General features: G+C 41.9%; 15 protein-coding genes. 12 read left to right on the top strand and 3 right to left on the bottom strand.

The features are described from left to right. Positions 1-106: 106 nt before the first annotated feature. From G9G54_RS22690 to G9G54_RS22675, 4 genes are all read left to right on the top strand, one after another. On the top strand, positions 107-826 hold the full coding sequence (locus G9G54_RS22690; protein WP_165179743.1) for a YebC/PmpR family DNA-binding transcriptional regulator: 720 nt from the start codon (positions 107-109) through the stop codon (positions 824-826). Positions 827-995: 169 nt separating this feature from the next. Then, positions 996-1,580 (top strand): TetR/AcrR family transcriptional regulator, encoded by a 585-nt coding sequence (locus G9G54_RS22685; protein WP_165179715.1) that lies wholly within the window; start codon positions 996-998, stop codon positions 1,578-1,580. A 216-nt stretch (positions 1,581-1,796) separates the two neighbouring features. Next, the gene (locus G9G54_RS22680; protein WP_165179714.1) at positions 1,797-2,174 is read left to right on the top strand and encodes a nuclear transport factor 2 family protein; all 378 of its coding nucleotides are present in this window, start codon (positions 1,797-1,799) and stop codon (positions 2,172-2,174) included. A 74-nt stretch (positions 2,175-2,248) separates the two neighbouring features. Next, on the top strand, positions 2,249-3,103 hold the full coding sequence (locus tag G9G54_RS22675) for an NmrA family NAD(P)-binding protein (RefSeq protein ID WP_165179713.1): 855 nt from the start codon (positions 2,249-2,251) through the stop codon (positions 3,101-3,103). Between the two features lie 82 nt (positions 3,104-3,185). On the opposite strand, the gene G9G54_RS22670 is transcribed toward G9G54_RS22675, so the two are convergent. The 3 genes from G9G54_RS22670 to G9G54_RS22660 form a co-directional block, all read right to left on the bottom strand. Further along, positions 3,186-4,376 carry an oxalate decarboxylase family bicupin gene (locus G9G54_RS22670; protein ID WP_185156325.1) on the bottom strand — a complete coding sequence of 397 codons (1,191 nt, stop codon included), beginning with the start codon at positions 4,374-4,376 and terminating at the stop codon, positions 3,186-3,188. A gap of 88 nt (positions 4,377-4,464) precedes the next feature. Further along, positions 4,465-4,944 (bottom strand): Cys-tRNA(Pro) deacylase, encoded by a 480-nt coding sequence (gene ybaK, locus G9G54_RS22665; RefSeq protein ID WP_165179711.1) that lies wholly within the window; start codon positions 4,942-4,944, stop codon positions 4,465-4,467. A gap of 17 nt (positions 4,945-4,961) precedes the next feature. After that, positions 4,962-5,327: a ribosomal protein L7/L12 gene (locus G9G54_RS22660; protein ID WP_446723031.1), complete on the bottom strand. Its 366-nt coding sequence runs from the start codon at positions 5,325-5,327 to the stop codon at positions 4,962-4,964. A gap of 283 nt (positions 5,328-5,610) precedes the next feature. Between G9G54_RS22660 and G9G54_RS22655 the strand changes: the two genes are divergently transcribed. The 8 genes from G9G54_RS22655 (at position 5,611) to aguB (ending at position 12,570) form a co-directional block, all read left to right on the top strand. Continuing rightward, positions 5,611-6,519, top strand: coding sequence for an ROK family protein (locus tag G9G54_RS22655; protein ID WP_165179709.1), 909 nt, complete (start codon positions 5,611-5,613; stop codon positions 6,517-6,519). A 35-nt stretch (positions 6,520-6,554) separates the two neighbouring features. Then, positions 6,555-7,163 carry a DUF1349 domain-containing protein gene (locus tag G9G54_RS22650; protein ID WP_103047531.1) on the top strand — a complete coding sequence of 203 codons (609 nt, stop codon included), beginning with the start codon at positions 6,555-6,557 and terminating at the stop codon, positions 7,161-7,163. Between the two features lie 211 nt (positions 7,164-7,374). Further along, positions 7,375-8,790 (top strand): glycoside hydrolase family 1 protein, encoded by a 1,416-nt coding sequence (locus tag G9G54_RS22645; RefSeq protein ID WP_165179708.1) that lies wholly within the window; start codon positions 7,375-7,377, stop codon positions 8,788-8,790. A 317-nt stretch (positions 8,791-9,107) separates the two neighbouring features. Further along, entirely contained in the window at positions 9,108-9,488 is a 381-nt protein-coding gene (locus tag G9G54_RS22640) for a VOC family protein (protein WP_023988486.1), read from the top strand. Positions 9,489-9,510: 22 nt separating this feature from the next. Continuing rightward, positions 9,511-9,738 (top strand): maltose acetyltransferase domain-containing protein, encoded by a 228-nt coding sequence (locus G9G54_RS22635; protein ID WP_238808340.1) that lies wholly within the window; start codon positions 9,511-9,513, stop codon positions 9,736-9,738. A 228-nt stretch (positions 9,739-9,966) separates the two neighbouring features. Continuing rightward, on the top strand, positions 9,967-10,518 hold the full coding sequence (gene yfcE, locus G9G54_RS22630) for a phosphodiesterase (RefSeq protein ID WP_165179707.1): 552 nt from the start codon (positions 9,967-9,969) through the stop codon (positions 10,516-10,518). A gap of 118 nt (positions 10,519-10,636) precedes the next feature. Next, positions 10,637-11,668 (top strand): agmatine deiminase family protein, encoded by a 1,032-nt coding sequence (locus G9G54_RS22625; RefSeq protein ID WP_165179706.1) that lies wholly within the window; start codon positions 10,637-10,639, stop codon positions 11,666-11,668. A 26-nt stretch (positions 11,669-11,694) separates the two neighbouring features. Further along, positions 11,695-12,570, top strand: coding sequence for an N-carbamoylputrescine amidase (gene aguB, locus G9G54_RS22620; protein ID WP_025721082.1), 876 nt, complete (start codon positions 11,695-11,697; stop codon positions 12,568-12,570). Positions 12,571-12,960: the final 390 nt, after the last annotated feature.

Here is a 12,960-nt window from a genome sequence, read left to right as displayed (position 1 = left end):
ATAACGGAGTTGTTTGAACTTGTTCGTATGTCCTTTAGGAGATATAATATACGAGGATATAATGAAGTTCGTTGTGTATATTCATACAGGAAGAGAGCGGGATATTATGGGACGTAAGTGGAATAACATTAAAGAAAAGAAGGCATCCAAGGATGCTAATACGAGTCGTATATATGCTAAATTTGGCGTGGAAATTTATGTGGCAGCCAAACAGGGCGAACCTGATCCTGAATCCAATCGGGTATTAAGAGTCGTTTTAGAACGTGCAAAAACGTACAATGTACCCAAAGCAATCATTGACCGTGCTATTGAAAAAGCAAAAGGTGCTGGCGATGAAAACTACGTAGAGCTTCGTTATGAAGGTTTCGGACCGAACGGTTCCATTGTCATTGTAGATGCACTGACCAATAACGTTAATCGTACAGCATCGGATGTGCGTTCTGCTTTTACTAAAAATGGCGGTAGCCTGGGTGTGAGCGGATCTGTAGCCTACATGTTTGATTCAACAGCAGTTATTGGTCTGGTGGGTAAAACCGCAGATGAAGTGCTGGAGCTGCTGATGGAGGCAGATGTAGAGGTGCGTGACATCATTGAAGAAGATGAAGCCGTCATCGTATATGCAGAGCCTGATCAATTCCATGCTGTGCAGGAAGCTTTCAAACAAGCAGGAGTTACTGAGTTTACCGTTGCGGAGCTCACCATGCTTGCTCAAAATGATATTTCTCTTCCAGAAGATGCACAAGTTCAATTCGATAAATTGATTGATGCATTAGAAGATTTGGAGGATGTTCAGCAGGTTTACCATAATGTAGACTCTGACGAATAGTCGGATTGCATCATTTACATCTGAGCGTTTGTATAAAATAAACATTCCTAAACCATCGTATTTCGGTACGATGGTTTTTTTGTAAATAAACTTATAAAAAATCATTTTATTTTCTTGACTGATCAGTCTGTAAAAATTATAATCATAGGCAAGGAGGTGAACATAAGGTTTGGGAAGAGCAAAAGAATTTGATACTGAAAGTGTTCTACGAAAAGCTATGGCTGTATTTGGAGAGCATGGCTATGAGGGAACTTCTCTGACAATTTTACTGAATCAGTTGGGTATAGCGCGGCAGAGTCTTTATGATACCTACGGAACGAAATATGATTTGTTTTTTTCGGCTATTCAGCTTTATATACGTGACAAGACCGAAGCCGTAGTTCATCTGCTCAGTCAACCTGGGAGCATTAAGGATGCAATAGCGATGATTTTTAATGAATCTGTTAGAGTGTTGACGGATAAGAGGCTGTCCAAGGAATGCTTTATTATGAACAGTGCTATTGAACAGGCTCCGCATCATCATGAGATCAAAGCTTTTATTTCTGAAAACACTGAAAAGCTTGAACTTGCTTTTTACGACGCCCTAGTCCGCGCCCAAAAAGAGGGGGAGATTCATGCTACGGAATCTGAGCTATTGTCAATCGCCAGATTTCTAAATCATGCCCGACTATCGTTGACATTTACCGCCAAGACAGGCGCGAGCACTGAGGTGCTTAGAGATATTGTGCGTACAACGCTGTCGATTTTAGATTGATCTTTATGAACGCTTAATAGCGTTTATTTTTTGAACATTCCAGACTGATTGGTCAAATTTTTTTGAGTATTATAGACTGTTCAATCTAGAATGCTTATGTTTATTTTAGCGTCTTGAATTCGTTTTTTAAGCAGGAACTAAAAATATATTTGCGAGGTGTCTACCATGACAATCAATCCGAATATTGACGAAGTAAAACAGTAAGCGCAAGCAGTCATGCATAAATTTACGAGCAACCTGTTAGAAGAAAATATGGAGCAATGGATTTCATTATTTGATGATAACGCTGTTTTCGAGTTCCCTTATGCACCTAAGCATTTTGCACAAATGCTTCAAGGCAAAGCAGCAATTTACGAGTACATTAAGGAGTTTCCTAATATACTTCGGATTCAGCATTTCTCTTCACCAATTATCCATACGACAACGGACCCGGATTTATTCGTGGCCGAGTTCGCCTGTGAGGCGCAGGCTGTGAGCACAGGTAAACCGTATAATCAAACCTACATTTCTGTTATTAAGCTGAAGAACGGAAAAATTATTCACTACAAAGATTACTGGAACCCTTTAGTAGCTCTTGAAGCCCTGGAATCATGAATGAAAGAGTTCAAGCCTCATGGGGATATGGATATCTAGGCGAAAACAAAAAATTTAAATAGGAGTTGAATTTCATGAAAGACAGAAATATAGCGTTGATTACAGGAGCAAACGGCAAAACAGGTAGCCGTGTAGCCGCCAGACTTACGCAACTTCAGCATCCGGTACGTTTGGCAGGACGTGCTCATCCTGCCGAATGGGAAGGGAAAGATTATGTATATTTTGATTGGTATGATGAATCAACACATGCACAGGCGCTGATGAATGTAGATAAAATTTATTTGGTAGTACCTGTGCTGGATGTCAATCCCGCCAAAGTGATGATTCCTTTTATTGAGAGGGCCTTGAGAGAAGGAGTGCAAAGGTTTGTGCTGTTAGGGAGCGCATCTGTGCCTGAGGACGGACCAGTATTTGGACCTGTGCATCAAGCACTACGTAGATTAGCTCCAGAGTGGGCTGTATTGCAGCCATCCTACTTTATGGAGAATTTTACAGAAGGTCAGCATGTAAGTACCATCAAAAACACCAGCACGATTTATAGTGCGACAGGAGATGGGAGAGTAGGTTTTGTCAGTGCAGATGACATTACAGAAGTGGGAGTACGAGCTCTGATTGACGATAAACCACATAACACAGCTCATGTCATCACTGGACCTCAGTCACTAACCTATGGCGAAGTCGGTAAGATTATTGGGAAGTTAACAGGCCAAGCGATCCAGCATATCTCGTTGCCTGATGAAGAGCTAAAAGCGGGCATGGTTCACGCTGGAATGTCTGAAGAATATGCAGATATGCTGGCGGGATTGGATAGAAGGATACGTGAAAATGGAAGTGAAGATCAAGTTACTCATACCGTAGAGCGTGTCACTGGGCGCCGTCCGATATCATTCGAGCAGTTTGTGCAAACACACGTAGACATCTGGAAATAATCATGAAAGGGGCAAATGAATAACCCATCATATTCAAGAAGAGGATTCATTGATCTAGTGGCGAGCGTGATACCGTTCCCGGTTACTTCTTATTAGGGTCATAAGAATAACCAGGATATTTGACGACGGGCCATTTTACCTTTCGTAAATTAGAGATTACATCAACACCTACATGTAAATTACTCTGAATCAGTTCTGTGGGCGTAAGAGCCATCCATTGATTCAGGGAAACATCCGCAAAACGGTCACTTTTAAACATTTCAAGAAACCATAATGAGCTAGAGCCAGTATTTTGAATGTAATGACCATAAGCAAAAGGCACATATCCGACATCTCCGGCTCTAAAATCAAATGTGCGGGCAGCGCCATTACCACCAAAGACAGTCATCCGTCCTTGCCCTGTAAGATAGTATTGCCATTCGTCATTATTGGGGTGCCAGTGCATTTCTCGCATGGCTCCGGGCTCAATCTCAACAAGGGCGGCTGCGATGGTTTTGGAAATCGGAAAATTGGAGGAGTCAACGATGCGTACGCTTCCGCCCGGTGTTTTGATTGGGGGCTGGGCTAGTAATTCATGCTTGAAGGATTGGGGCAACGTCCCGTAAGGAGAGGGAACCGCTTGGCTTTGAATTGAACCGGGAATTGAATCCTGATAGATGTATACTTGGTCTTGAGGAATTGCTGCAAAATCAGCTTCTGGTACACCAAAATTTGCAGAAAGTACGTCTTTGGGAGTATGTGCGAACCAATCCGAGATGGATAGGGTGTTCAGATCGGAAAAGCTGCCATCATCAAAAACCAGCAGAAATTCACAGCCATCCTCAAGCCCCTCTATAGAGTGGGGAATGCCAGGAGGAAAATACCAGAGATCCCCGGGACCCACATCAGCAATAAAATTACGTCCATTTTGGTCAACTGCCGTAATACGAGCACTTCCCAACAGCATATAAGACCATTCCGCCTGCTGATGCCAGTGAAGCTCACGTACACCTCCCGGCGTCAAACTCATATTCACCCCGGCAAGGGTTGTGGCAATAGGTAATTCTCTTACCGTTACTTCTCTTGACCACCCACCATGATTAAGCTGCATATGGGCGTCAGAAAAAGAAAATCTCATATTCGGAATGAGACCATTGTCCGTTACGGGGGGAACCAGCATATCGGGATTTTGTAGATCCCTCATCACATCACGTGGGCCCTTGTCGATGCCCCCAGCACCATCGCTTCTGATGGGTTGGGGGATTCTTACATTTTTCGGGCAATCATTATGCATCATTAGATCTTCCTTTCCAGGTTGAAGCTTGATGAAGCAAGGAATTAGAGAAAATATGCATAAAGATTTTATGATCATGTGGTGAGTTTTATGCTGTATGCGTCAGATCTGCAAACTGTGCTTGAATGATTTGAGCTAAATCGTGTGGACTCAACTCCAGTTGGGTCCCAATTTTCCCACCGCTCACAACGATGGCTTCCAGTTCCAATGCAGGCTGGTCGATAAAAGTGGGGTAGAGCTTTTTCATTCCTATGGGGGAGCAGCCACCGCGAATATATCCCGTATACTTTTGCAAATCCTTAACTGGAAGCATTTCAATTTTTTTCTCTCCCGCGCATTTGGCTGCTTTTTTGAGATCAAGCTCTTTATGTACAGGGATTACAAAAACAAACAGATTTTGTTTGCTGTGTGCAATCAAAGTTTTGAAAACCATTTCTGGGGCTCTCTCTATTTTCTCAGCCACATTCATCCCGTCTATTTTTCCGTCTTGATGATCATAACTCAAAATATTGTATTGTATGTGTTGCCTATCTAATATGCGCATGGCGTTTGTTTTGCTGGCACTCATCTTATTTCTTCCTTTCTTTAGAGTTTTTCCAATTGATCGACATAATCCTTTGCATCCTTAAGGGAAAGATCCTTAGCGGTTCTCAGCTCTTTTATGGCTTGAATCTTTTTTCCTTCCCTAATTAGCAGGAGCAACTTTTCATTGATATCTTCTGAAGCTCCTGCATCTAGAACATGTGAAGGAGTGGCAGCAATAGTACCCGACAGCGATGTTCCTTGTATTCCTGAACGATTTTCAAGACGCTCCACGTCGGATTTCAGGTCATTAAGACGCGATTGAAGGCTATAGACCTTAATTAAAAGTATGACGGAGAGGAGCAACGCGATTATTGCTATATACTCAATAGCTGACAACAGAATCCCTCCTATTTCACTTAGTTTCATCGTAAAGATGCCGTATTAAGAATTTGTTTCTTATTTATAGTATAGCATGATGATGGAGGAGAAGAGGAAGACGCGTTCAAATTGACTTTTTGCAGGCAGAGCGGTATATTACAACTTATTATAAACCTTTTAATAAATACTGGAAAAGGAGTGTATTCAAATACAACCAGTCTCCAATAATACCATTCGGGTTAAACAAATTAATGTAGAGTTAGTTAAAAACACACTGAAATCCAAAGAATATGCAACCAAGTCATCCATAGCCAGTATCACAGGTCTTAGTGTGGCAACCTGCGGAAATATTCTGAATGAGCTTCTTCAAACCGGGGAAGTATTAGAGACGGAATTGGAAGAATCGAACGGCGGACGTCCGGCTAGACGGTACAAATATAACGCTGATTATTCATATATTATCTGTTTAAATGTGAAAACGGAAGGCGGTATACATTCTCTTACTTATGCTGTAGCCAATTTGCTTGGTGATATCATCATCGAGAATACTTCCATAGTGCCCCATATTGATTATGAGGTCATAGAAACCCAAATTGGAGAGCTGATTATTAACTATGGAAACGTCAAAGCCATTGGGATTGGCATCCCTGGGGTTGTTCATCAAGGGATTATCGATGTTTGCGATCTCGACCTGCTCATAGGAGTCCCTGTAGGTCCACGGCTTCAAGATAAATACGGATTGGAAGTTACCATTGAAAATGATATGCATTTGACAGTCTACGGATTTTATAACATGCAGAATTATGATGAGGATAAAACCTTTGCTATTGTTTCGTTTCCCAAAGACAATTTCCCCGGAGCGGGTTTTATTGTCGACGGACATTTGTTAAAAGGAAATACCAAGTTTGCGGGGGAGGTGTCCTTCTTACCCTTTGATTTAACAAGAGAGGAACAGCTTAAACAGTTAAATAGCACAGAGGGATTTGTTCCTCTGGCGATCCAAACGATTACTTCCATTATTGCAATTATAGACCCTGTATCTATCGCTTTGACTGGAGAGTTATCCAAGCCGACTCTGTTGGACGATATTTATAACGGCTGTCTAAAAGATGTACCCAAAGAACATATGCCCGAGATTTTTGTGAAAAACGATACGCATGATGAATATATGTATGGCTTGATTTCGGTGACCCTTGAAAGTCTGACGTACAATTTGCAATTGGTGGAGAAAAGGAAATAGGACATCGTTCAATAAAGCATGAGAGGATGAGATCAATGACTCAAAAATCAATTGCATGGACTACAGGAACATGGACTAATCACCCTGTATCATCCATAGAAGAAGACCAGTTTCTTAAAGTTGAAACCAGAGAAGGAAGCGACTACTGGGAAAAAACTTTGTATGGATTTGAACGCAGTAGCGGACATTCCCTGCTTACAGACTGGGAAGAAGGCTCTGCCATCGAAGTCACGTTTCAATTAGGCTCATTTACGGAGCTTTACGACCAAGCCGGTATTATGTTGTATCAAGGACAGCAAAAGTGGATTAAAGCTGGGATTGAATTAAATGACGGAATTCCTCAATTAGCTGTCGTAGTTACAGATGGCTATTCCGATTGGTCATTAGCTCCTGTACCTGAGTGGGTTGGGAAAAATGTCACGATTCGTGCTTCACAGCTACAGGATGCAGTTATCATTAGAGCTCGAACCGAAAATCAAAGCTGGCGCACCGTACGTGTAGCACGTTTTCCTTATGAAACGGGACAACAGGCGGGTCCTTTTGCCTGCGCGCCGACTCGAGCCGGCTTTCAGGTTATCTTTACACGTTGGGTAAGCACGGAACCAGATAGAGATATTCATGTAGATCCGCCAATTAAAGAATAGTCATTTTACTCAATAATAGAAGGGGTTATAAATATGGGAGTACTTATTGGAGGTAATACAGTTATAAGCTCTAGAAGTTTTTAAAATAATACTTGACATGAAACGCGTTACAAACCTTAAGATTCATTTAGAAGTACTTATAACAACATTAGCATAGAGGTAACGTATTTCTATCTAGTTAATGAAAAACATCAGCAAAGGCGGAGAAAATATGAGTACACAGTTTCCAAAAGATTTCCTGTGGGGCGGAGCAGTTGCTGCTAATCAGCTCGAAGGCGCTTATCAAGAAGATGGAAAAGGCTGGTCCATTCAGGATGTAACTCCTCGTGGTGGCTGGGGGCCCGTTACGGATGTACCAACAGAAGATAACATGAAGTTGATCGGTATTGATTTTTATCATCATTATAAAGAAGATATCAAACTTTTTGCGGAAATGGGCTTCAAAGTATTCCGTACTTCTATTGCATGGTCACGTATCTTCCCTAAAGGTGACGAACTGGAGCCTAACGAAAAAGGCTTGCAATTTTATGATGATTTGTTTGATGAACTTCACAAATATGGAATTGAGCCACTCGTTACATTATCTCACTATGAAACACCTTTACATTTGTCCAGAGAATACGATGGTTGGGTAAACCGTAAGCTTGTTGATTTTTATGAGCGCTATGCTACAACTGTATTTAATCGCTACAAAAATAAAGTTAAATACTGGTTGACTTTCAATGAAATCAACTCCATTCTTGAAGCACCATTCATGAGTGGAGGAATTAGCACACCAAAAGATCAACTTAGTGAGCAAGATCTTTATCAAGCTATTCACCATGAGCTTGTAGCGAGTGCAAGAGCGGTAAAAATCGGTCATCAGATCAACCCTGATTTCAAAATTGGCTGTATGGTGCTGAGCATGCCTACTTATCCGCTGACACCTAATCCGGACGATGTGATTGCTGCGATGGAATTTGATCACAGAAACATGGCATTTGCCGATATTCACGCAAGAGGTCAATACCCAGGTTACATGAAACGTTTCTTTAAAGAAAACGGAATTTCTATTCACTTTGAACCAGGTGATGCCGAAGATTTGAAGCATACCGTTGATTTTATCTCGTTCAGCTATTATATGAGTACTTGTGAGACAGCTGACGAAGCTAAAAAAGTCAAAGGTGAAGGTAACATCCTTGGTGGTGTCAGCAATCCGCATCTCGAGGCAAGTGAGTGGGGCTGGCAAATTGATCCGCAAGGTCTGCGTTATGTACTGAATACGTTCTATGATCGCTTCCAAAAACCACTGTTCATCGTTGAAAATGGCCTGGGCGCCGTTGATGAACTGATCACGAATGAAAAAGGCGAAAAAACGGTTGAGGATGACTACCGAATCAACTACCTGAATGATCATTTGGTTCAAGTTGGAGAAGCTATTGAGGACGGAGTAGAGGTTTTGGGCTATACGTCTTGGGGATGTATTGACCTTGTCAGCGCTTCGACCGCTCAGCTTAAAAAACGTTATGGCTACATTTACGTAGACCGTCATGATGATGGTAGCGGTACACTTGAAAGATATCCGAAGAAATCGTTCCATTGGTACAAAGAAGTTATTGCTACGAACGGTGAAAGCTTGAAACGTTAATTTATAAATAAACCAGTGATTAAGTATTAAATATACAATGAAGGCTTATAGATAGCGACCGCTTCTTCTCTTTTACGAAGCGGTCGCTAATTTTTTAAGGGGTATTAGCAACCGAATTACAAACTGAGGACGAAAGAGCTTTCATGAATGATTCGTAAGCGTTATTTATTGATAATTGATGATAAATAGATTGGACAAAAATGAATTACTGAGATATATTGAGACTTATTAAAACGTTAATAATAACTGTGCTAAAAATTGAGTCCAGTATAAATTAATGATTTTTTAATGATGAGGGCTGCAGAAGGAGGAAAATAATGAAGATTGAGCATGTAGCGATCTGGGTGAGAGACTTAGAAAAGATGAAAAGCTTTTACGAGCAATATTTTGATGGAAAATCTAACGATAAATATTATAACGCTACAAAAGGATTTGAGTCCTATTTTATCACCTTTGAGGATGGAGCAAGGTTAGAGGTTATGCGTAAAACGGGAGTAGATCATTCACCACAGATAAATATTACGGGCTGGGCTCATGTGGCATTTTCCGTTGGAAGTAAAGCACGGGTGAATGAAAAGACAGAGCAGCTCATGCATGCAGGATATGAAGTTGTGGGTCAGCCAAGATTGACAGGTGACGGCTATTATGAAAGCGTAATTAAAGATCCAGAAGGTAATTTGGTGGAAATTTCAATGTGAGTAGCTTTCCAGTTCTGAAGAGTTGATTGAAGAACGTTTATACGCCAAAAGTCTCTGCCACGAATATAATCAGCTTCATCCTAGAAATATCAAAGAACGAGAAACACTCATCAAAACTTTACTTGGGAAGACAACTGATAGATTCTTGATTGAGCAACCTTTTGTTGTGACTATGGCTATAACATTGAAATCGGTGAAAATTTCTATAGTAACCATAATACGATCATGCTTGATGGGGCAAAAGGTGTGATCGCTGCTGGAAACCCATGTAAGGTAATCCGTAAAATCACCGAAGATGATAAGACCAAGTACAAAAGGAACTAAGAATAAACTACAGTTCACTCGGAGCTGTAGTTTATTGTCTTATAAGAGTGTTACCAAACAAAAGAACAATTTTGCACAGATTTGTTCAGGGAATAATGCAATAATGTACTTAAGTGGAATATTTTTTAGCCTATTCAGAAAGGAAAGAACAATCATGAAATTGATGTTTATATCAGATATTCACGGCTCATTACACTGGTTGCAATTGGCACTGGAAAAGTACAGGGAGGAGAAAGCCGATCGTCTTGTTCTGCTCGGAGACTATATGTACCACGGACCACGTAATCCGTTACCAGAAGGGTATAATCCGGCAGAAGTGGCAGCTCTGCTGAATAAGTACAAGTCCCATATTGCGGTTTCTGTGCGCGGAAATTGTGATGCAGAGGTGGACCAGATGCTACTGGAGTTTCCTATGATGGGTGATTATGCTTTGTTGCACCATGAAGGACGGAGAATCTATGTCACGCACGGACATGGCTTTAGTATCGGAAATTTACCACCACTGGAAGCGGGAGATGTGTTCATCCAGGGACATATTCATATTCCGGTAGCGGATGTGGAAAATGGGGTCTTTATACTGAATCCCGGTTCGATCTCGCTGCCAAAAGGAAACTACCCATCCTCTTACGGTGTGCTGGACGGAGCACAATTCACTGTGAAGGATTTTGATGGGAATACGGTGAAAGCAATCACGTTTTCAAAGTAATTTATTCCAATGTGAATGTAAATTATTAAAACTTTTCCGCTTCGATTGAGACAAAGATCATATTATTGTATGATAGGAGCGGAGTCTACATTATGAAAAAGAAAGAGAGCTTCAATACATGCAAATTAAGGATTCACATTATAAGATGCCGCCTGAATGGGCGCCACATGAACGCACGTATATTTCTTGGCCTGTAAAATCTTCAATGGTTTACCCAGATATGCATGCTGATGTATGCAAGGGCTATGCCGGAATTGTACGCGCCATGGCGGAATTTGAACCAGTTACTGTGGTCGTAAATCCGGATGATCTGGAGAACGTTAAGGCGCTTGAACTTGGGGAACGGGTAGAACTGCTGCCGATTGAGCACAGTGATGCGTGGCTGCGTGACAACGGCCCTACTTTTCTCACAGACGAGCATGGTCAATTGGCAGGTGTAAACTGGAAGTTTAACGCCTGGGGCGGCAAATACGCTCCATGGGATCTAGATGACCAGGTTGCGCCGCAAATTTTGGACCAACTTGGAGTTCCACGGTTTGATGCACCGCTTGTGATGGAAGGCGGCTCACTGCACGTAGACGGCGAAGGCACACTGATTACAACCGAAGAGTGTTTGCTCAATTCCAACCGAAATCCGGAATTAAGCAGAGAAGAAATTGAACGGTATGTATGTGAGTATACAGGTGTCGAGAAAATAATATGGCTAAAACGTGGTCTTAGTGGCGACGAAACAGATGGCCATGTGGACAATATTGCTTGCTTTGCAGCTCCTGGCAAGGTCATTATGCAAGTATGTGATGATCCTGAGGATGAAAATTACGAAATCACGCAGGAAAATCTGCGTATTTTGGAGCAAGCAACGGATGCCCAAGGCCGTAAGCTGGAAGTGATTCGGATCGGCCAGCCACCGCGCGTGGATTATGAAGATAGCCGATTGACACTGAGCTATATTAACTTCTACTTTGTGAATGGCGGCATTATTTTGCCGGTGTTTGGCGGCACTGCCGCTGAGAGCGATCTTGCAGCTGAGCAAGTGTTGGCAAATGTATTTCCAGATCGCATCATTCGTACTGTAGACGGTATGGCGGTCATCCGTGAAGGCGGTAACGTACACTGTACGACCCAGCAGATGCCTGCTGTAAATCGTTGAACGATACAATTAAAAGGAGGACTAACGTGAGAAAAGTAAAAGTGGCAGCAACTCAAATGAGCTGCTCTACCAATATCGAAGAAAATATTAGTAAAGCAGAGAAGTTAGTACGTGAAGCGGCTGCGCAGGGCGCACAAATTATTTTGCTGCAGGAGTTGTTCGAGACTCCATATTTCTGTCAGAAGGAAAAGTCTGATTATTATTCATATGCAACTGAGCTGGAGCACAACAAGGCGGTTAACCATTTTAAGAAGATCGCCAAAGAATTACAGGTTGTGCTGCCCATCAGTTTTTATGAAAAGAAAAACTACGCGCGCTACAACAGTCTTGCTGTCATTGACGCAGACGGTGAAGTGTTGGGTAAATACCGCAAAAGCCATATCCCTGACGGTCCTGGGTATGAGGAAAAATTTTATTTTAATCCGGGCGATACCGGTTTTAAAGTATGGAATACACGTTATGCCAAAATTGGGGTAGGCGTGTGCTGGGATCAATGGTACCCAGAGGCGGCCCGCTGTATGGCGCTCATGGGCGCAGAACTTTTGTTCTATCCGACAGCTATTGGCTCAGAACCACAGGATTCTGCCATTGATTCCAAAGATCACTGGCAGACCTGCATGCTGGGTCATGCGGCTTCCAATCTGATTCCAGTCATTGCTTCCAATCGGATTGGAACTGAAACGGACGAGGACTCCAGTATTACATTCTACGGTTCTTCCTTTATTGCCGGACATCAAGGTAACAAGATCGCAGAAGCGGGTCGTACCGATGAGGAAGTGCTTACTGCTGAATTTGATCTGGATGAGCTGGAAGTAGGACGGATTGAATGGGGCATTTTCCGTGACCGTCGTCCTGAACTGTACAATATGATTGCCACCTATGATGGTGATTTAAAAGTATAATCTGTATACGGATAGACAAGTCTCCCTTGACGTCAAGCTGGGGTGTTTCCTTTCATTGGATTCACCCGGCTTTTCGGGCAGGGGATTTTGGAGCGTGTACCCAACGGTTTCAAAAGAACGGATCGGTAGGTGGTCCGGAATATAAGCATGATTTTTTCACACAAAAGGGACATTCCTCACAGGTTTGTTCCTTTTTTATGTCTTAATCCAGTTAATCTATAGACTGAAACTATGATTCACTACATAAAATAGCATTAGAATTTATGAATTAGATGATATAAAATCAAACCATAAGGAATGATCGTACTCAATAACATCTCGATATTCCTAAAAGTGAAAAAAATCACATATGAGAATGCTTTAATGGAAGCTTTAACATGAAATTTGTAA

The sequence above is a fragment of the Paenibacillus sp. EKM212P genome (assembly GCF_011066115.1).
In the GTDB taxonomy this organism is placed as follows: Bacteria; Bacillota; Bacilli; order Paenibacillales; family Paenibacillaceae; genus Paenibacillus; species Paenibacillus polymyxa_B.
The sequence above is the reverse complement of the archived record's forward strand: the minus strand, read 5'-3'. Positions and strand labels throughout refer to the sequence as shown.

What these genes read in the sequence shown, in the direction of transcription:
- G9G54_RS22660 (WP_446723031.1), bottom strand. Translation starts at nt 5,327, where the DNA reads ATGAAACTAAGTGAAATAGGAGGGATTCTGTTGTCAGCTATTGAGTAT.
- G9G54_RS22690 (WP_165179743.1), top strand. Translation starts at nt 107, where the DNA reads ATGGGACGTAAGTGGAATAACATTAAAGAAAAGAAGGCATCCAAGGAT.
- G9G54_RS22625 (WP_165179706.1), top strand. Translation starts at nt 10,637, where the DNA reads ATGCAAATTAAGGATTCACATTATAAGATGCCGCCTGAATGGGCGCCA.
- G9G54_RS22675 (WP_165179713.1), top strand. Translation starts at nt 2,249, where the DNA reads ATGAAAGACAGAAATATAGCGTTGATTACAGGAGCAAACGGCAAAACA.
- G9G54_RS22640 (WP_023988486.1), top strand. Translation starts at nt 9,108, where the DNA reads ATGAAGATTGAGCATGTAGCGATCTGGGTGAGAGACTTAGAAAAGATG.
- G9G54_RS22650 (WP_103047531.1), top strand. Translation starts at nt 6,555, where the DNA reads ATGACTCAAAAATCAATTGCATGGACTACAGGAACATGGACTAATCAC.
- ybaK (WP_165179711.1), bottom strand. Translation starts at nt 4,944, where the DNA reads ATGAGTGCCAGCAAAACAAACGCCATGCGCATATTAGATAGGCAACAC.
- G9G54_RS22645 (WP_165179708.1), top strand. Translation starts at nt 7,375, where the DNA reads ATGAGTACACAGTTTCCAAAAGATTTCCTGTGGGGCGGAGCAGTTGCT.
- G9G54_RS22680 (WP_165179714.1), top strand. Translation starts at nt 1,797, where the DNA reads ATGCATAAATTTACGAGCAACCTGTTAGAAGAAAATATGGAGCAATGG.
- yfcE (WP_165179707.1), top strand. Translation starts at nt 9,967, where the DNA reads ATGAAATTGATGTTTATATCAGATATTCACGGCTCATTACACTGGTTG.
- G9G54_RS22670 (WP_185156325.1), bottom strand. Translation starts at nt 4,376, where the DNA reads ATGCATAATGATTGCCCGAAAAATGTAAGAATCCCCCAACCCATCAGA.